Raw genomic sequence first — 17,637 nt, forward strand, 5'->3', positions numbered from 1 at the left:
AACTATATGAATCCAGAAGTCGTTAGCATTCTCACGATGGCCAAAGTTATCCAAACCGCCGTTGCCCCTGTATTTTTAATTACGGGTATTGCTGCGACCTTAGGGGTACTATCAAACCGCTTAGCACGGATCACGGATAGGGCGCGTTTACTCGATCGCAAGATCAATACCACGCAAGATGAAGAGCTCAAAATGCACTTTAGCCGTGAAATGCGCGCACTGTTAAAACGGTCTCGTTTTATTCACGTTGCATTTAGCATGAGTGTACTCAGTGCGTTGCTTGTGTGTGCAGTGGTTATGCTGCTGTTCATGTCACACTTGTACAGTATGCCATTGGGCATTACGTTATCGTCTTGTTTTATCGCCGCTATGGTGCTGCTTATTGGCGCATTTGTCTCTTTGCTGGGAGAAATCTTTTTAGCCACCCGCAGTATGCGCAGAGGCATGATATTCAAAGACATCGAGAGTTGATTATTTAAAACTAGTTGCCTCCGTCACAGGGCACTTATCGCAATTGTTTGATTATATTTGTAATTTACATTGAAAATAGGGAAAAATATTAGGGGTTTACTATGAAGAAACTACTTACCGTCACACTATTTAGCTGTCTTGCAGCAACAGCGCAAGCTAACACTATGTTTGAATCGGCTGAAGATGCAATTGAATACCGCCAAGCGTCTTTCCAATTGATCCGTTTCCAGATTGGCAATATGGGCGACATGCTAAAAGGCAAAGTACCATTTGATGCTGAAGTATTTAAGCAACGTGCTCACAACGCTGCGCAATTATCGCAAATGCCTTGGGAAGCATTTATCGACGGTTCTGACAAAGGCAATACTGATGCCCTACCAGCCGTTTGGTCAAACAGAGCTGAGTTCGATGGTAAAGCCAAGCAATTTGCCGAGTATGCTCAAGCACTGGCTGTTGCAGCTGACTCAGGTGACAAAAAGCTGATTGCTTCTGCATTTAAAGATTGGGCAAAAGGCTGTAAAGACTGCCATAAATCTTTTAAAGATTAATCAAAACAAAACAGCCGCATATTTGCGGCTGCTTACTATCTGAATATCTCGTCACTTGCTTGGCTATCACCAACGACACAATAACTCAGACATCGCATTGAGTAACCCACAGCCCTGCTTAATCACACAGCCAAATTGAATTACTGTCAGTGCTAGACTCGTAGACGACGTTTAATGATCAGTCATCAATATAGTCGAAATCATCATCGCCTAGATTTCTACGTAGGCGTTTTTGCTCTAAGTAGTCGTCTAGCTTTCTTTTGACTTTACGCTTTTGCTTGTCATGTTGGTTACGACCCAACTTTTCAAATTCATCGTCTGCAAAATCATCATCAAGCGCATCGTAAGAGAATGTCTTACCCACAACTAACTCCAAAATAAAATAGTCATTAATAAAATGAGAGCCGTCTCTCAAGATCACTATTTAGCGCTAAATTGTCATTCTGAAAAGTGAGAGTTTCTTATCCTTACAATAAAAATTTTTTATCGCCTAATTCATTTTGACAAAAACAACTATATTTTAGTCAATTTCATCACTTTTAGAGCACATTAACTTTCAACAATATAACACAATATATTGATTTTACTTGGGTTTATATTTGGCACTGTTCTTGTAACAACAATCATGAAACTGAGCCAATAAGGATCGACCATGAATAAAATTTTACTACTAACAGCAGCAACAATGATGACAACCACCGTCGCTGCACACGAAAAAAATAACATCACGTTTAGCGGTGACAATTGTGAAGTAGAATTTCAGAATGACGTTAGGATCACACCTGATAACTTGGTGATCACAACGGCCAAAAACAAAACAGCTGAGATCAACAACCTTGGCGAGCTGACACTCAATGGCGAGCGCATCGCACTTAATACACAGCAAAAAACGATGCTCACGCAATATGGTGATGAACTAAGAGGCCGCCTACCACAAGTGGCTGATATTGCTTTTGAAGGCATAAAACTAGCGGGCGTCGCCCTTAATGAAGTGGCACACACCTTTAATTTAACCAGTTTAGATAGCATCCATGCTGTGATCGATGATCTTGAAACAGAAGTGCAAAATACGTTTTATCAGCAAGGTGCGTTTGTGATGGGCAAGCAAACCTTTGATGAGTTTGGCCAAAATTTTGATAATCAGTTTGAAGAAAAAATCGAGACCGCAGTACAAGGTGCTATGATGCAATCGATAGGTAGCTTACTGGTTGCGATTGGCAACGAAATGTCAGATGCAAACGGTGATATGAGCAGCTTTGAACAACGTATGGAAAACTTCGCAACACAAATCGAAACCAAAGTTGAACAACAGGCAGAATCTATTGAGAAAAAAGCCGACGCACTGTGTGGCGACTTTGAACAAATCGCGAAAAACGAAGCCATTGTCGCAAAGTCTATTCCCGCCATGTCAGAGTACCAACTGTTTAAATTTAAATAATCTGACGTTGGCATAACTTACATTTAATTAAGGGTACGTTATGCCAACCCTTTCCTTTGTGCATCAGCCAGCTCCCCCAGCGTTTTAATCGCTTGCTCTACCGACGCATCCCACGGCAAGCCATAACTGATACGTATACAATTTTGATACTTTTTGCTGGCACTAAATAGCGTACCAGGCGTAATACTGATCCCACACTCCAAGGCTTTTTGGAACAACAAGGCACCATCGACGTGCTTACCTAAGTCTAACCACAGCACACAACCGCCTTGCGGGCGACTGACTCTTACCTCACTACCAAATGCAACATTCACCGCTTGGATCATACGGTCTCGATTCTCAATTAACCGTTTACGGACCAACTTTAAATGGCGCTCGTAGCCTCCGGAGCTGAGAAAATCCGCTAGTGCCCATTGATTCATTAAAGATGATGAGCAACTCAACGCACGTTTTATGCGCTTTGCTTTTGCACTAAATTGACTGGCGACCATCCAACCCACCCGATAGCTAGGCGCTGCGGTTTTTGAAAATGACGCACATGTGATCACTAAGCCCTTTTGGCTAAATGCTTGTGCCGGAATGCCACGCTGCTCGGTAAAATATAAATCGCCATACACATCGTCTTCTATCAACACCACGTCACGTTGCTCTAATAGCGCCACCAGCTGCGCACGTCTCGTATCAGGCATAAAACTACCAAGCGGGTTACTAATACTGGTAGAAAACACACACGCTCGAATATCATGCTTTTCAAGTGCCCGTTCAAGGTCGCTCAGCCAAATGCCATCATCTGGGCAAACAGGTATTTCAATGGCCTTTAACCCTAAGTTTTCAGCCAGTTCAACAATGCCAAAATAACAGGGAGATTCAATCGCTATCACGTCTCCGGGCTTGGTTACCGCTTGTAACGCAATCGCCAATGCTTCTTGCGCGCCATTGGTGATCACCACTTCATCCATGTCTATTGCTAAACCCATATCCAAATAACGCCGCACGATTTGCTTTTTTAAGCTATCTAAACCGTCCATAGGGCCATAATTAATGAGTTCGTTCCCTGCTTCTTTCATTGCGCGGCGCATAATTTTGGCAAGAACCTGCTCAGTACCAGCAATGGCGATGGGGTTGGCGATACCTAAGGGGATTGCATGTGGCTGATGGATCCCCTTATACACTTGTTCAATCAACGCCTGCTTGTTCACCACCACAGGTTTGGCGGGCAATCGTGCACGCTTCGGCGAGTCGTTGTGCGAAGTTCTGTGACATAAAAAGTAGCCGGACTTCTCTTTGGCAATGACTTTTCCCTGATCTTCAAGTGCTTGATAGGCCTGCTTTACCGTTGGGATACTGACATTTAAGTTTTGCGCCATAACACGCAATGAGGGAAGCTTTTCGCCCGGTAAAATGGACTCTTGTTCTGCCATCGACAAGATCATTTGGATCACCTGCTGATAGAGAAAGGCGGAATGTTGGCGTTGAATAACGGTACTCATAAGCAATAATCTGTATAGGTATAAATTAGCAAATTCTGTATATAGCTTATACAGAATAACAGCGTAAACTACAGACTTCCACTGCTGTTTGAATCTAGAGCCGATCATGAAAAATCTATTTCTTTACGCCATCACTGTGTTGATTTGGGGATCAACATGGCTTGCCATTGAATACCAACTTGGCAGCATCAACGAGTTTGTGTCGCTATTTTACCGCTTTGGCCTCGCCGCGGTTTGTATGTGGGCGTTTGTCATCTATAAGCGTGTGCCAATGCGATTTTCTCGCCGAGATCACGGCTTTTTCATCCTCTTAGCGCTGTGTAATTTTGGTGCTAACTATCTCTTCTTATATTGGGCTCAGGCACATTTAACGTCAGCGATGGCATCAATTGCGTTTTCATTATTATTGGTCGTTAACATCGTCAACACTAAGTTATTTTTTGCCAAACCGATTGCAAAGCGAATTTACTTTGGTGCATCACTGGGCACGCTTGGGATAGTCAGCTTGTTTTGGCACGACTTGGTCGCATTTGATTTGCAAAGCGAGGCCTTCTTGGGATTATCATTAGCTCTATTAGGAACGGTGGTCGCGTCACTCGGTAATATGGTGAGCGTACGCAATTCTAATCAGCAAATTGATGTTATGGCGGGAAATGCGTGGGGCATGCTTTACAGCGCTGTCATGTTAGCAACCTATGTTGCCTTTAGTGAACATCAGTTTATCAACCAAGCGCCGGCATCATATTGGTGGTCTCTGATTTACCTCAGCGTGTTTGGCACCGTCATTGCCTTTGGTTGTTATTTCTCACTACTCAAAAATATTGGGCCTGAGAAAGCGAGTTATTTGATAGTGTTATTTCCTTTTGTTGCCGTGGCCTTGAGCACCTTATTTGAAGGCTTTGAGTGGCAGCAAAACACCTTTATTGGGTTTATTTTGGTCATCCTAGGTAATGCGATTGTACTCACGCCTTTAGATCGCATCTACGCTTGGTTGTCCATTCGGTCCCCAGTTAGAAGTTGAAGTCTTACCAATGCTTTAGCTTCTTACTTTTCAGCGCCATTTTATAATGGCGCTTTTTTTATGTTCAGAGCTCGGCGACAGCAAGTTATCGTCGCAGGCGTGCGCCCAACAATCTCGCCATCAGCCTCAATGTCATACCCCTCTTGTGCGATATAAAGCTCTGCAATGCGGCCGTGGTGCACATTTCTTGTACCCATATGGCGTTTAAGTAGCATATTGACAAACAAAACCATCCGCTGCCAATGCGTTTGCGGCGTGAACCATAGTAGCTCCAGCTGACCGTCATCAAGGCAAGCCATAGGAGCAGGAGTTAACCCTGCCCCAAAGTGTTTGCCATTCGCAAGTAACAACATCATACCCTGCTCAGGCCACGTATTGCTGTGATAGCGAATGAGTTTGGCAGTAAATAGCGACATTAATCCCGCATAGGTATAGCTCAGCTTTCCTAGCCGTTTGGTTTGTCCTAAGTTATTCATGACATGCGCGTTAAAGCCAATCCCAGCAACATTGACAAACCAGCGCCCGTCGACTTTACCCAAATCAATACTCGAGATCTTGTCTGAAAATACAGCTGCTCGCCACTGTGCTTTGGAATAATGAAACTGCCGAGCAAAATCGTTGCCCGTCCCCGCTGGCAGCAGCGCAAGCGTGTTATCCCGTTCAGCAATGGCATTGGCGACTAGGTGCAAAGTGCCATCCCCCCCAATCACCACCACGCTCACTCCCGCCGTAGCTGCTTGAGCAATTGTGTCCCTATCTGCGACAAAGTTTCCAGTGGTATTAAACCAAGTTGCCGTCAACTGTTGTTGTGTTAATTGTTGCTTTAACCATGCAATTTGCGCTTTCCCCTCAGCACCCGCTAAAGGGTTGACTACCACCAGCATAAAAACCCTTAAATACAAAAACTCAACTTATATGAATAAAAAACCAAAACTAAAACCAAAAATCAAAAACAAAAACCACAAACACACATATTAATTGGGTTACAGCCTAATCAAGACAATCGCAACCATGCATAAACATGCAAAGAACCCATTAAAACAAAAATGAACAAACCATTAATTCATTAGTTATTTTTATCCGAAAACATCAATTTTTATCGTTTTAAATTTAAACAAATTGCGTGCAAAATAGCCTTGTTTTCAATCATAGCTTATTAGGAGCCAGACATGCTTAATTCAGCTGCACCTTGCAGCCCATCACAAAACACGTTTAACCAAACACAACCAACTAAACAACGTCGTATCAATTGGACGAAGTGGTTGGCAGTATGTGGTCAACACTTAGCGTTAAAAGACGTGATTATGTATAAGTAAGTCTGCACAGAGCATGGCGCCCCAACCCGCCATGCTCTCGTCAGCATTTGTTTCAATAGACCATAAAAGCACCACTTCAACCAGCATTTTTGTACAAAACCTCTTCGTCAAACCGCTAATTTCTAGCACAATTTTAAAAAAACCTCACTTTTAGCACATTTTTTAAGCAAACAGTTTAAAAACGGTTTACAGCGCCTAAATCGCTAAGTATTATCTTTGCCCATGGAGAGATGGCTGAGTGGTTGAAAGCACCGGTCTTGAAAACCGGCATACGTTAATAGCGTATCTAGGGTTCAAATCCCTATCTCTCCGCCATTTTTAAAGTATTGCGCCGGAGAGGTGGCCGAGTGGCTGAAGGCGCTCCCCTGCTAAGGGAGTATAGGGTTTGTAGCCCTATCGAGGGTTCGAATCCCTCCTTCTCCGCCATCACTTATAAGAAAACCGCTTCATTGCGGTTTTTTTATGTCTGCGATTTATCACTTCCACACACAACTGGTCAGATGTCTTTAACCTATGCTATGTTGAGATCTGATTGGAGAAATGAGTGTGACTAATGAAAATCCATGTCTTAGAAGGCTATATTCAACATATTTATCTGGTTGAGCACGAAACGGATCTGCTGTTACTCGATGGTTGCTGTCGTGCTGATGTTGAGTTGGTCTGCAACTACATCCTACAAATGCAAAAGCCACTAAGCGCACTCAAGCTGATTGTGGTCACGCATATGCACCCAGATCATGCCGGTGGCGCGCATAAACTCAAAAAACTCACGGGCGCAAAGATTGCGGCCGCAAATGCCCCCAGTCAGTGGTATCGTGGTATTGATGGAGTCATGATGCACCTCTCCGATATGGCGCTAGCACTTTGGGTTGCAGGGAGAAAGCGCAAGGCCAAACGTAACCTTTGGTATCCAAGACAATTATCACCAGATTTTTTCCTAGCTGATGGCGATAGCTTGCCCTACTTTAACGAATGGCAAGCGATACACACACCCGGTCATACGGATAGAGATTTGAGCTTGTATCATCTACCCAGTAAGCGCATCTATGTGGCGGACTTGATGGTAAAAGTGAAAGGGCAATTTGTTGCGCCTTTTCCGGTATTCTATCCACGCTTGTATCGCCAATCTCTTGCCAAAGTAAAGGCTCTACAACCCCACTCCGTGATCTTGGCGCATCAAGGAGAGGTACTTGCAGAAGAAATTGATTTCAACGCATTGATAGCGCGCGCGCCCAAGCAACCAATGACACATTGGCGCTCGGTGAAGAAGAAGACCAAAAAAGCACTAGGGCTAGGAAGCTAACTTTCGTTGATAACCTGCACCAACTGCGCGATGTCCTCCTGACTATTATAAATATGTGGTGAGACGCGAATACCGTAGCGACGATTATCCACAGCAATGCCTGCTCGCTTAAGCTGCTCCATCACTGCCTCATGCCGCGAGCCAAAATGCAGAATAGCGGTCCCAGAGCAAGCACTCTGCGCTGTAGGAGAGCGATAAAATTCAGGCAATGCCGCTTGTAACTCAGATAACAAAGCAAAGTTGTACGCTCTTACTTGCTCAATCCCAAGCTCGGCAAAATAGCCAAGGCTGTGCCCCGCATAGATATAAGGTGCCACACTTGGTGTACCGCCCCAAAAACGCAGCGCACTTTCACTCAGCGCAAAATGATGAATATCAAACTCGAATGGATTTTGATGCGAAAACCAGCCAACATCTTTTGGTTCACAATAAGGTAAGACATCCCCATTCACCCAGATAAAACCGGCACCAGGGCCACCGCAGCTCCATTTCACACAAGAGCCGATAACGCAATCCGCACCCCACTCGCTTAAATTTATTGGTAATACACTAACTGACTGAGCAATATCGATAATACTTCGACAACCATATTGGTTAGCAAGGCTAATGATGTCAGTGACAGGTGCCTGCTGACCGCTGTTCGAATAAACATGACTGACAAATACCCAGTCAATTTGCTCGTCAATATATTGTTGCCACACGCTCAGGTCGTGCATATTCATCGCTTCGGGAATATAAACAATCTCAATATTGTCCAGCGCGTTTTGTAACGCAAATCCCATGCTAGGGAAGTCTTGCTCACTCATCAATACGCGCACTTTGCGAATGCCACTTTCGGGCAAACTCATCGCCCATTTCGTTAAACCACTGGAAAGGTTTGCTTGCGGACAAAACAGGCGCGCATCGGTGTGTAATAGAGAGGCTAAGGCTGAGGTAAAGCGATCAATACCGCTTAGCCACTGCTGCCAAGGCTCTTGGTTTTGTTGTTGCCAGGGCACCATAAATTGCTGATGAAAATCTTCCGCTGCAGATTTCAACATACGACCAACGGAATGACTCAATAAATAGTGACCCGTAGACAGGTGAAAATCATCCTTATATTGCTTCATGCTTAACCCCTATTGCTTGGCGTAATCGTTTTAAGTCATGATGCCGAGTAAAGATATCATCGCGCTCGGCAGCGGCTCGCCTATCTCTTAAGTCCGCGAGTTCTTTGAGTAAGACTTCAATCGGTGGACCACTGGCGGTCACTTTGCTTAAGTGCTGTTGCTGCATCGCCTGCGAAGGTTTGGCGATATACTTTTCGACGAGTTGATTGTGATGTTGTATGGCCGTATCTCCATGCAGCTTACACACTTGTATAAACAAACTACAAGCAGAGCCAAACCAATCACTTTTCGGCCCTTTCAATGCACTCAGAAACGCATCCATTAAATTAGGCGTACGCATGCATTCACGCAGGGTTGCTTGGTCTTCTGGCATCATATAGAGGAATTTTTCCACCAGCATTTGACCGTAACTAATGTCATTAGCCGGGCATAACCCCAACATCATATCGATAACATTGATACCCGCAAAATCTCCAGCGTTTGCGCCACGATAGACCTCTTTACCAACTCGGTATGGTTTGTAATAGGGTCGTACAACGTAAAAGAATGCCTCGGGATCTAGTTCCTTAAATAACTCTCGATTAGACTCTATCACCTCAAGCAGCGCTTGCTTAACTTGTTTGAGTAGCACCAATGACATGGGATGGGAAATTCCCAAATGATGCACCTTCATTAACGATTCGGACGCGCGTTTATAGGCAAGAATGGCCTGAGTATTGTAGTCGATGAATAAGCGCTCTGCCGGATGAGAAGTAAACCGCTTATACACGCCGTTGATTGCGCGGTTGTGTGTGGTGAGATGAGCCGTTGCGAAGCGCGGCGTAACTCCCAAAGAGGCACCAATGTGCATGGCCAGTGCCGATGCTTGCGTTAGTGGAGACACCTTTTCACGGCTTGGCTCGGTAATTTCGTGGCGTCTGCATGCAGCCATAAATAGACCAACGTTACCGAGTAAGTCGAATGCTTGCTCAAAGCCCTCGTCGGTATTGCCTTCTTCTAGCAAGGCTTGGACTAGCTGATTACCTTCTTCTAATAACTGTGCTTTTAGCGTTTCACCAACGCCTTCAACGTTTGCTTTATCCTGTTGCTGCCAATAAAGATGTTCAAGCTTGTCGTTAAGGTCGACAAACGGACCTCTAATCCAAGCGTCAAATTGTACGGCTAATGGACTCATGATTACTTCTCGTGATTATTCCACAGTTAAGGCTAGCAAATCACCACGAGCATAATTTGCCAATTTTCTCTAAAAGTTTAATACTGATTAGCAAGAATCACTCTTTTATTTGGTTTATGTCGGTAAATCTAGATGCCAAGGATAAATTGCTCCTTAACGCCTTGCAACATAATGCACGTTTGAGTAATGCCTCACTCGCCGAAAAGGCAAACCTTTCCGATACTCCCTGTCTTCGACGCGTAAAACGCTTACAAGATACAGGAGTAATTTCAGGCTATCATGCGGCACTTGATAGAGCACAAGTTGACCTAAGCATTTTGGTTTATGCATTTATAAAGCTCAGTGAAAATACCGCAACCGCAGCGCATTTATTTGAACAACACGTGGAATCTGAAGATCAGGTGATCAGCTGTTCGGTGATCTCCGGAAGTTATGATTACCTGTTGGAAATCGTAGCAAAGGATTTGCCCAGCTATGAACAGTTCGCCAAACATCAACTGGGGGCCTGTAAGGTAATTAGCGGGATTGAATCAACGATTGTACTCAAGCAAACTTTTGCAAAACGCATATTACCGATCCGCTAACCATTTTTATCGTCATCCGTTCTCGCTATACTGCATGTGATTTTATGCTCATAAGGACCGACTATGCGCCACTACCTTACCTCCACAGTATTTGCTTTTAGCCTGCTTGCTTCACCTTTGGTCATCGCACAAGACTGTGTTACCCAAGTGAGTGATATGTCGCTATTCACCAAGAGCAAAAAGTCGGGATTATTCCGCGAAGCAATCGATAAAGGCCCCGTCACCGTCGATGTAGGGAATGTAAAAAACTATAACGATTACATTCGTTCGACTAAGCAAATTATTGAAAGCCGCAATCCTCGCGCTACATTGCCGTGCCCGTTAATGACGCCCACTGCAAAAATACTCAACCTGACAAATCCCAAGGTAAGTGACTTAATCGCGCCATTTTCACTTGAGCATGACAACAAAGATCACGCCATTTTACTTATCCATGGTCTGACCGATTCTCCTTTTACTTTTCACTACCTTGCGGCAGCGCTCTATGAAGCGGGATATAATGTCAGAACCATGTTACTGCCAGGCCACGCGACTGCACCAAGCGATTTAACCGAAGTTGATATTGACGATTGGCAAACCCATACGGATTATGCCATCGCACAGACGAGCCAAGATTTTAAGCATTTTTCCGTACTTGGTTATTCCACGGGTGCCGCCTTGGTGCTGAGTAGCATAGCGAAGCACAAGCCCAATAATTTAGGCTCTGTTGCACTTATCTCACCCGCCACGGAGCCACATAATAAGAACGGCTGGCTAGCCAAATGGATTGATTACGTGCCATTTGTCAATTGGATAGATGAAGACGCAGATTTGGATTTCGCCAAATATGAATCTTTCCCATGGCATGGCGCAACGTTAGCCCATCAGGCTATGGCGCCACTCAAATCACTCACCACTTTGCCAGATGTACCGATGTTTATCAGCTATAGCGATGTCGATACCACCATAGACAATCATGCAACGGCAAAGCTGCTAGAAAAATGGCAACCTAAATCAACGTTGACCCAATTTATCTATTCGGAAACGCCATCGACTAAGCAAGGTGTGAATTATCGGAGCGTGAAAGCCGACAACATTGTCGATATGTCTCATATTGGTATTTTGCAGCCACCTGAACATATTTTTTACGGCCGCAAAGGGCTCTATCGTAATTGCACCAGTTACCATTTAGAAGACCAAGCCTTCATTAACTGCCGCACAGGTAAAACCGTCCATTTTGGCGAGCGTCACGAGAAAAACATGACGCAATACGCTTTTCTTGCGCGGATCACGTTTAACCCTGATTACAGCAACTTTGAGCAAGCACTGCTCGCATTTTTTGACGGCCACAATGACTGAGTACCAACACAGGTTTATTCATTCTCTAACTGAAGTGACAGAAGCACAGTGGGACTGTGTTTCACCATCACATGTATTTACGAGCTACGCGTGGCTGCTTGCATTAGAGTTGAGCGGCTGCACCAGCAAAGAGACTGGCTGGATACCACATCACCTAATGATTGAACGCCAGAGCGAGTTGATTGCAATTTTACCAGGCTATATTAAATCGCACTCTTATGGCGAGTACGTTTTTGATTGGGCTTTTGCTGAAGCCTACGAGCGCCATGGATTAGATTACTATCCGAAATGGCTCTGTGGCGTCCCCTTTACGCCAACTCAAGGGCCAAGAATATTAACGAAACGTCTATCCTCTTGCTTACTTGAATATATTGACACTACGCTCACGAGCCTCGCCCAACTAGGCATTAGTGGAGTCCATATTAACTTTTGTCGTGAAAGTGACTTTCTCACTCAGAGTCATTTGACGATGCGCCGCAATGTGCAATTTCATTGGCATAATCAAGGTTACGCCGAGTTCGATGATTTTCTCGCTCGACTCACATCAAGAAAGCGTAAAATGGTCATGAAAGAGCGCCAAGCTGTGACAGCCCAGGGTATTAACATAAGTTGGACTGTTGGCAGAGAAATAAGCACAGCACAACTTGATGCGTTTTTTCTTAGTTACCAGCTCACCTATCTTAAGCGATCGCGACACCACGGCTATCTCTCTCGCGACTTTTTTCAGCAAGTTATCACCTCGATGCCAGATAAGTTTCGTCTTTGCTGCGCCTACTTAAACCACGAAATTATTGCCACTAGTTTATATCTTGTGGATGGTGATACCTTGTATGGTCGCTATTGGGGCTCAATTGAGGATAGTTACGACTTTTTGCATTTTGAGCTGTGTTACTATCAAGGCATAGAGTACGCCATTGCTAATCAGCTTGCTGTCTTTGACGCGGGTGCTCAAGGCGAGCACAAGTTAGTGAGGGGTTTTGAGCCGGTGTGGAGGCAATCGTATCACCGCTTATTTCAACCTGACTTTCAACACGCGCTCGAGGATTTTACCAAGCGCGAAGCTGACGCACTCGGGCATTACTTTACCGAGTGCCAAGCAAAACTACCGTTTAAACACCAATAAGCGATTATTAGCCGGCATCGCATAGTCTTGCTGTAGTGTAAGTTCTTGCTCTGCCGCAAGCGCCAATACCCATTCTTGATCGCGAATGCCACTCTCTTTGTCTTGCGATTTTAAATACGCATCAAACTCTCGGTTACTCTCGCTGGTAAATTCACCTTGATAATTAAACGGCCCATAAACTATCAGGTAGCCGCTTTCTTTAAGGTGTCGTCCAACGCCTGCAATTAAACGCTCAACGAGCGTTGATGACACAATGTGCAAGGTATTAGCGGTATAGATCACATCATAACGCTGATTAACAGGCCACCCATGGTGTAAGTCTAGCGCCAATGGCGGTAAAGCATTTTCTAACTCGGCGTCATCAAGCCACGCTTGAATACCTGCGTGATTAACCTCCCTGTCCGCCGTCTGCCACGTTAAATGCGGTAACGCCGCAGCAAAGTGCACCGCATGCTGACCCGTACCAGAACCTACCTCTAGCACTTCCAAAGGTTTATTTAGATAGGGAGTGAGCTTTTCTAATATTGGCTGTTTATTGTTTTCACACGCTTGAGAGTATGGTTTTGTCATCTCGTTTGCACTATTTTGATCGATTTATGCGCCTCATTGAGGCAAGAATTTATCTCAATTGCAAGGCAAATAGCTAAAATTTCCACTAAACAATTAAAATTAGAAAAGAAATTTATTTTGGTACAACTTCTGCTAAGTTTAAAGAGTACTAAGAGGAGAAACGAGCATGAAAATTTCAGAGATCACCCAAATGCCAAGCCAACTTAAAAGCGAAGGACTTGTTCTGAAGAAGCGTAAAAATACCTTCACGAAAAGTCGTGCTTACCGACAAGAAGTCGCTAACCTGATGCAACTCGAAGAACAAGAGAAAGAGCATTCAGAGCAGCAATATCTCCTCGGCTATAATTAAGCTCAATCACACTTTCTTAAATTCATTTCAGACTCATAGTGAGCTGCTATGGTGAATGCTAAACAAATTGTTTGGCAGTGCGAATACTAAAGCTTGAATTGCCAACCAAACGATGTAATGATAACCATTATCATTACATCGTTTGGTTTTGTATTTATGCAGCTAGCTACTTTATTACAAACTTATCGTGCGAAGCTTAATCGCCACTGCCAGCGACCACAACTTGAGGCGCCGCTCTTGGTTGCGGAATATATTTCGGCAGGCATAGGCATGGCGAAATGGTACGAGCGCCATAATAACCCGCTGCTGCAAGAGCTTTATCTTAAAAATACATTGTCCGAACTGTTAGAACAGATTGCCGATCCACTCGTTGATACAGCCATACGTAAACAATGCATGGATCAATTATTTAAACCTTTGTTGGCACTAAAACGGTTTTATAAACATCACCATACTTCGTCACGGCAATTTTTGAAGCTCCAGCGAGATGCGTGCCAAACCTGCCAGCAGTTTAACCCTTTTTATTAGGAGCAACGATGACTACATTTCGTCAAGAATCCGATAGTATGGGAACATTAGATGTTCCTGAGCATGCGCTCTACAAGGCGCAAACACAACGCGCTGTAAATAACTTTCCTATTAGCGGGATCACAATGCCAAGTAGCTTTATCAAAGCCTTGGCCTATATCAAACAAGCCGCAGCAGAAACCAATCAATCCCTTGGCCATCTATCAAGTGATAAAGCAAAAGCAATTGTGAGTGCCTGTCAGCAGCTAATTGATGGCAAACACTTAGATCAATTTCCAGTGGATGTCTTTCAGACTGGCTCTGGTACCAGTTCAAACATGAATGCCAACGAAGTGATCGCCACGCTGGCGACTGAGTTAAGCGGTGTCGCAATTCATCCTAATGATGACGTTAACATGGGCCAAAGCTCAAACGATGTGATCCCAACAGCGATTCACGTGAGTAGTGCAATCACAGCAGTGTATGACCTTCTGCCAGCACTAAAACACTTATCTAGTAGTATTGAACAAAAAGCAGAGCAAGTTGGTCATCACGTCAAAACTGGCCGGACGCACTTGATGGATGCAATGCCGGTGACCTTTGCACAAACATTAAGTGGCTGGCAAGCGCAAGTAGATAATGCCTGTCAGGGCATTGTTCATTCCTTAGAAAAAGTCTACGAGTTAGGTCAAGGTGGAACAGCGGTAGGCACAGGTATTAATGCCGATCCACAGTTCGCTAAATTATTTAGCCAAAACCTGAGCACTAACATCGGGATCCGCTTCAGTAAAGGCAACAACTTTTTCTATCATATCGGCTCACAAGACGCGATTGTGGGACTTTCAGGCCAACTTAAGACCTTTGCAGTAGCACAAATGAAGATAGCCAATGACTTGCGCTGGATGAATTCAGGACCGCTTGCTGGCCTAGGTGAAATCGAGCTTGAAGCGCTACAGCCAGGCTCTTCAATCATGCCAGGTAAAGTAAACCCAGTTATTCCAGAAGCGGCTGCAATGGCCAGTGCTCAAGTGATAGGTAATGACGCAACGATTAGTGTTGCAGGCCAGTCTGGCAATTTTGAGCTGAATGTTATGCTGCCAGTGATTGCATTAAATATTTTGCAAAGCATTGAGATCCTCTCAAATACCGCGAGGCTACTTGCGGACAAAGCTATTTCAAGCTTTAAGGTGAATGAGCAGAATATTCAAAAGGCACTGGCTAAAAACCCGATTTTAGTTACCGCGTTAAATCCTGTGATCGGGTATGAAAAAGCAGCACAAATTGCCAAGCTTGCCTACAAAGAAGGGCGTCCAATCATAGAGGTCGCTGCTGAGCAAACCGATCTGAGTGAACACGAGCTCCAATCATTACTCGACCCACAAAAACTCACCAAAGGCGGTCTACTATAGCGCTGTCCCTCACAGCCTGCAATCACATATAGTGTATGCAGGCTGCAGAGCTTGCTATTCCTTAAGGACTTGCGTAGTTTATTTAGCAAACATTAGGAGAGCATATAATGAACAAGATGATCCCCACTTTACTTGCAACCTTTTTGCTGTTTGGTTGCCAAGAAGAAGTAACTAAAGAAGAGGCTGTAGAACAAAAAGCACAAGAGACCAAGCCTGTAAGCGAAAAGCACACCGAAATTAAAGAATCAAAAGAAGCAAGCTTACCTATTCAACAAGATGGTAAAAAGCTCGATACCTCTGACATCAAAACCCATAAACAATCATTGGAAAGCGTCGTGGCCGACAAAAGCTGTGATAACGATACCCAGTGTAAAGTCATTGCCGTTGGCGATCGTGCCTGTGGTGGCCCCTCTTCTTATCTAGTGTATTCAACAAGATCAGCAGATGAGGCCCAAGTTAAGCAGTTAGCAGAGCAAATTACTACATTAGAGCGCGCCTATAATATGCAAAATCAGATGATGAGTATCTGTCAGCATTTAATTGAACCCGCAACACAATGCGTTGAAAATAAGTGTGTTAAACTAGAAAATAGTCGTCCTACATACTAGAGGCAATAATGAAGTTAGCTATTTCTCTCGCTTGCATCGGCACGCTAATTGCAGCGTTATCTGGCTGTGAAATGACACCAAGCGATGCAACAAGTCGCTCGAATGCTACGTATACACTCAGCGATATAAGAGCAAATATAGGATGTGATGCAAGCTATCAGTGTAAAGTAATTGGAGTAGGTGAGCGATTAACCTGTGGTGGACCAAGAGAATACCTGATCTATTCAACGAAGCATACTGATGAGCAAGATGTAGAAGCAGCCGTTAGTAGCGCCATTACAGAGCAAGAAAAGCTGAATAACAAAGGAAAAGCGCCAGCGGTTAGTTGTGAACCTGTGATGCCAATACAAACCCTATGTATTGCCCATACCTGTCAGGCTGTGCCTCTATAGACTGATGAGCACTCAGGTTATCGGATAAGCTCATTGATCACTGAGATCACCATCACTAACAGCGCACAAATACTCGCATTAATAATGTACTTCACTTCAAGCTGCTTCTTAATCCAATAGCTATACATAAAGCGAATTAAGTAAGTGGCTGAAGTACCAAACAATGCAAATATTACCAACAGTGCAATTAAATGAAATGACACGCTAAATCCCCGCTTTTTAGCCCATCATATCGTTAATTGACCCTTCCTTATAGCCCTTATTGCATAAAACCATATAGCAGCTTCTCGCTTACAAATGCTCGGTGGATAAACCACCTCCTACCATGTTGCACTGTGCCTATACTGTGGTAGGAGCGCATTTACTTAGGTTTAGAAAACCTCGCGAGATTTTTAAATCACACATAGCAAAAAAACCGTCGCATTACTGCAACGGGTTTTTCTTATAAGGCCCTGACGATGTTCTACTTTCACATGGGAAGCCCACACTATCATTGACCGGGGCCGACCCTTCGGCTGTTTTGTTTCACTTCTGAGTTTGGGTGACGAGAAACCGAAGCACCGCTTCGCAGTTCGAGGAAGTGAGCGCAAGGACGCGCGAAGGGGAGATGCGACATGGAAGTACTTTACCCCAAACAGCAAAAAACCCGTCGCATTGCTGCAACGGGTTTCTCTTATTTGGCCCTGGCGATGTTCTACTTTCACATGGGTAATCCACACTATCATCGACGCTGTTTTGTTTCACTTCTGAGTTCGGCATGGGGTCAGGTGGGTCCAAAACGCTATAGTCACCAGGAAATTCTGTTCATCAATGAAGTCTCCTTCATCAATGTAAATCTGGAAAAAGCTATTAAATTCTTTTGTCTACTTTAGTCTATTAACTTCTGT

General features: G+C 44.3%; 21 protein-coding genes, 2 tRNA genes and 1 rRNA gene. 16 read left to right on the forward strand and 8 right to left on the reverse strand.

What is annotated here, in order from left to right; translation table 11 throughout:
- Positions 1-6 precede the first annotated feature (6 nt).
- Positions 7-471: a DUF2721 domain-containing protein gene (locus DS891_RS22770; protein WP_017219384.1), complete on the forward strand. Its 465-nt coding sequence runs from the start codon at positions 7-9 to the stop codon at positions 469-471.
- Positions 472-572: 101 nt separating this feature from the next.
- Positions 573-1,019 (forward strand): cytochrome c, encoded by a 447-nt coding sequence (locus DS891_RS22775; protein WP_010378096.1) that lies wholly within the window; start codon positions 573-575, stop codon positions 1,017-1,019.
- Between the two features lie 178 nt (positions 1,020-1,197).
- Here DS891_RS22775 and DS891_RS22780 read toward each other — a convergent pair whose 3' ends face one another.
- Positions 1,198-1,383, reverse strand: coding sequence for a PA3496 family putative envelope integrity protein (locus tag DS891_RS22780; RefSeq protein WP_010604204.1), 186 nt, complete (start codon positions 1,381-1,383; stop codon positions 1,198-1,200).
- 288 nt (positions 1,384-1,671) lie between these two features.
- Here DS891_RS22780 and DS891_RS22785 point away from each other — a divergent pair, with 288 nt between their 5' ends.
- On the forward strand, positions 1,672-2,457 hold the full coding sequence (locus DS891_RS22785; RefSeq protein ID WP_102055818.1) for a YggN family protein: 786 nt from the start codon (positions 1,672-1,674) through the stop codon (positions 2,455-2,457).
- Positions 2,458-2,495: 38 nt separating this feature from the next.
- On the opposite strand, the gene DS891_RS22790 is transcribed toward DS891_RS22785, so the two are convergent.
- Positions 2,496-4,055, reverse strand: coding sequence for a PLP-dependent aminotransferase family protein (locus tag DS891_RS22790; RefSeq protein WP_174171009.1), 1,560 nt, complete (start codon positions 4,053-4,055; stop codon positions 2,496-2,498).
- Here DS891_RS22790 and DS891_RS22795 point away from each other — a divergent pair.
- The gene (locus DS891_RS22795; RefSeq protein WP_039490974.1) at positions 4,054-4,968 is read left to right on the forward strand and encodes a DMT family transporter; all 915 of its coding nucleotides are present in this window, start codon (positions 4,054-4,056) and stop codon (positions 4,966-4,968) included. The genes DS891_RS22790 and DS891_RS22795 overlap by 2 nt on opposite strands.
- Before the next feature lie 41 nt (positions 4,969-5,009).
- Here the strand turns inward: DS891_RS22795 and DS891_RS22800 are convergent, their stop codons facing one another.
- A complete protein-coding gene (locus tag DS891_RS22800) occupies positions 5,010-5,852 on the reverse strand; it encodes a diacylglycerol kinase family protein (RefSeq protein WP_174171010.1) in 843 nt (280 codons plus the stop codon).
- A gap of 285 nt (positions 5,853-6,137) precedes the next feature.
- Between DS891_RS22800 and DS891_RS22805 the strand changes: the two genes are divergently transcribed.
- The 4 genes from DS891_RS22805 (at position 6,138) to DS891_RS22820 (ending at position 7,587) form a co-directional block, all read left to right on the forward strand.
- Positions 6,138-6,284, forward strand: coding sequence for a hypothetical protein (locus tag DS891_RS22805; protein WP_017219379.1), 147 nt, complete (start codon positions 6,138-6,140; stop codon positions 6,282-6,284).
- 224 nt (positions 6,285-6,508) lie between these two features.
- Positions 6,509-6,599: transfer RNA gene (locus DS891_RS22810), tRNA-Ser, on the forward strand.
- An 18-nt stretch (positions 6,600-6,617) separates the two neighbouring features.
- Positions 6,618-6,710: transfer RNA gene (locus DS891_RS22815), tRNA-Ser, on the forward strand.
- 127 nt (positions 6,711-6,837) lie between these two features.
- Positions 6,838-7,587, forward strand: coding sequence for an MBL fold metallo-hydrolase (locus DS891_RS22820; RefSeq protein ID WP_174171011.1), 750 nt, complete (start codon positions 6,838-6,840; stop codon positions 7,585-7,587).
- Here the strand turns inward: DS891_RS22820 and DS891_RS22825 are convergent.
- Positions 7,584-8,696, reverse strand: coding sequence for an aminotransferase class V-fold PLP-dependent enzyme (locus DS891_RS22825; protein ID WP_174171012.1), 1,113 nt, complete (start codon positions 8,694-8,696; stop codon positions 7,584-7,586). The two genes, DS891_RS22820 and DS891_RS22825, sit on opposite strands and share 4 nt — an antisense overlap.
- Positions 8,683-9,870 carry a monodechloroaminopyrrolnitrin synthase PrnB family protein gene (locus DS891_RS22830; RefSeq protein WP_174171013.1) on the reverse strand — a complete coding sequence of 396 codons (1,188 nt, stop codon included), beginning with the start codon at positions 9,868-9,870 and terminating at the stop codon, positions 8,683-8,685. Before DS891_RS22830 ends, DS891_RS22825 begins: the two co-directional genes overlap by 14 nt.
- Before the next feature lie 116 nt (positions 9,871-9,986).
- Between DS891_RS22830 and DS891_RS22835 the strand changes: the two genes are divergently transcribed.
- The 3 genes from DS891_RS22835 to DS891_RS22845 all read left to right on the forward strand — a co-directional run bounded on the left by DS891_RS22835 (position 9,987) and on the right by DS891_RS22845 (position 12,915).
- A complete protein-coding gene (locus DS891_RS22835) occupies positions 9,987-10,454 on the forward strand; it encodes an Lrp/AsnC family transcriptional regulator (protein ID WP_128725299.1) in 468 nt (155 codons plus the stop codon).
- A 63-nt stretch (positions 10,455-10,517) separates the two neighbouring features.
- The gene (locus DS891_RS22840; RefSeq protein ID WP_174171014.1) at positions 10,518-11,792 is read left to right on the forward strand and encodes a carboxylesterase; all 1,275 of its coding nucleotides are present in this window, start codon (positions 10,518-10,520) and stop codon (positions 11,790-11,792) included.
- Positions 11,785-12,915 carry a GNAT family N-acetyltransferase gene (locus tag DS891_RS22845; protein ID WP_174171015.1) on the forward strand — a complete coding sequence of 377 codons (1,131 nt, stop codon included), beginning with the start codon at positions 11,785-11,787 and terminating at the stop codon, positions 12,913-12,915. Before DS891_RS22840 ends, DS891_RS22845 begins: the two co-directional genes overlap by 8 nt.
- Here the strand turns inward: DS891_RS22845 and DS891_RS22850 are convergent.
- Positions 12,895-13,485 (reverse strand): DUF938 domain-containing protein, encoded by a 591-nt coding sequence (locus DS891_RS22850; RefSeq protein ID WP_174171016.1) that lies wholly within the window; start codon positions 13,483-13,485, stop codon positions 12,895-12,897. The two genes, DS891_RS22845 and DS891_RS22850, sit on opposite strands and share 21 nt — an antisense overlap.
- 166 nt (positions 13,486-13,651) lie before the next feature.
- Here DS891_RS22850 and DS891_RS22855 point away from each other — a divergent pair, with 166 nt between their 5' ends.
- The 5 genes from DS891_RS22855 (at position 13,652) to DS891_RS22875 (ending at position 16,750) form a co-directional block, all read left to right on the forward strand.
- A complete protein-coding gene (locus DS891_RS22855) occupies positions 13,652-13,834 on the forward strand; it encodes a hypothetical protein (protein ID WP_010378070.1) in 183 nt (60 codons plus the stop codon).
- Positions 13,835-13,951: 117 nt separating this feature from the next.
- Complete coding sequence (locus DS891_RS22860; RefSeq protein WP_010604192.1) at positions 13,952-14,362, forward strand: hypothetical protein; 411 nt, start codon at positions 13,952-13,954, stop codon at positions 14,360-14,362.
- Between the two features lie 8 nt (positions 14,363-14,370).
- Positions 14,371-15,750 carry an aspartate ammonia-lyase gene (locus tag DS891_RS22865; RefSeq protein WP_174171017.1) on the forward strand — a complete coding sequence of 460 codons (1,380 nt, stop codon included), beginning with the start codon at positions 14,371-14,373 and terminating at the stop codon, positions 15,748-15,750.
- Between the two features lie 107 nt (positions 15,751-15,857).
- Positions 15,858-16,358 (forward strand): hypothetical protein, encoded by a 501-nt coding sequence (locus DS891_RS22870; protein ID WP_174171018.1) that lies wholly within the window; start codon positions 15,858-15,860, stop codon positions 16,356-16,358.
- Between the two features lie 8 nt (positions 16,359-16,366).
- The gene (locus DS891_RS22875) at positions 16,367-16,750 is read left to right on the forward strand and encodes a hypothetical protein (protein WP_174171019.1); all 384 of its coding nucleotides are present in this window, start codon (positions 16,367-16,369) and stop codon (positions 16,748-16,750) included.
- Positions 16,751-16,767: 17 nt separating this feature from the next.
- Here the strand turns inward: DS891_RS22875 and DS891_RS22880 are convergent, their stop codons facing one another.
- Both DS891_RS22880 and rrf read right to left on the reverse strand, forming a co-directional pair.
- A complete protein-coding gene (locus tag DS891_RS22880) occupies positions 16,768-16,953 on the reverse strand; it encodes a hypothetical protein (protein WP_010378060.1) in 186 nt (61 codons plus the stop codon).
- Positions 16,954-17,431: 478 nt separating this feature from the next.
- Positions 17,432-17,545: ribosomal RNA gene (rrf, locus tag DS891_RS22885) — 5S ribosomal RNA — on the reverse strand.
- Positions 17,546-17,637 lie beyond the last annotated feature (92 nt).

The organism is Pseudoalteromonas sp. JC28 (assembly GCF_013319255.1).
In the GTDB taxonomy this organism is placed as follows: domain Bacteria; phylum Pseudomonadota; class Gammaproteobacteria; order Enterobacterales; family Alteromonadaceae; genus Pseudoalteromonas.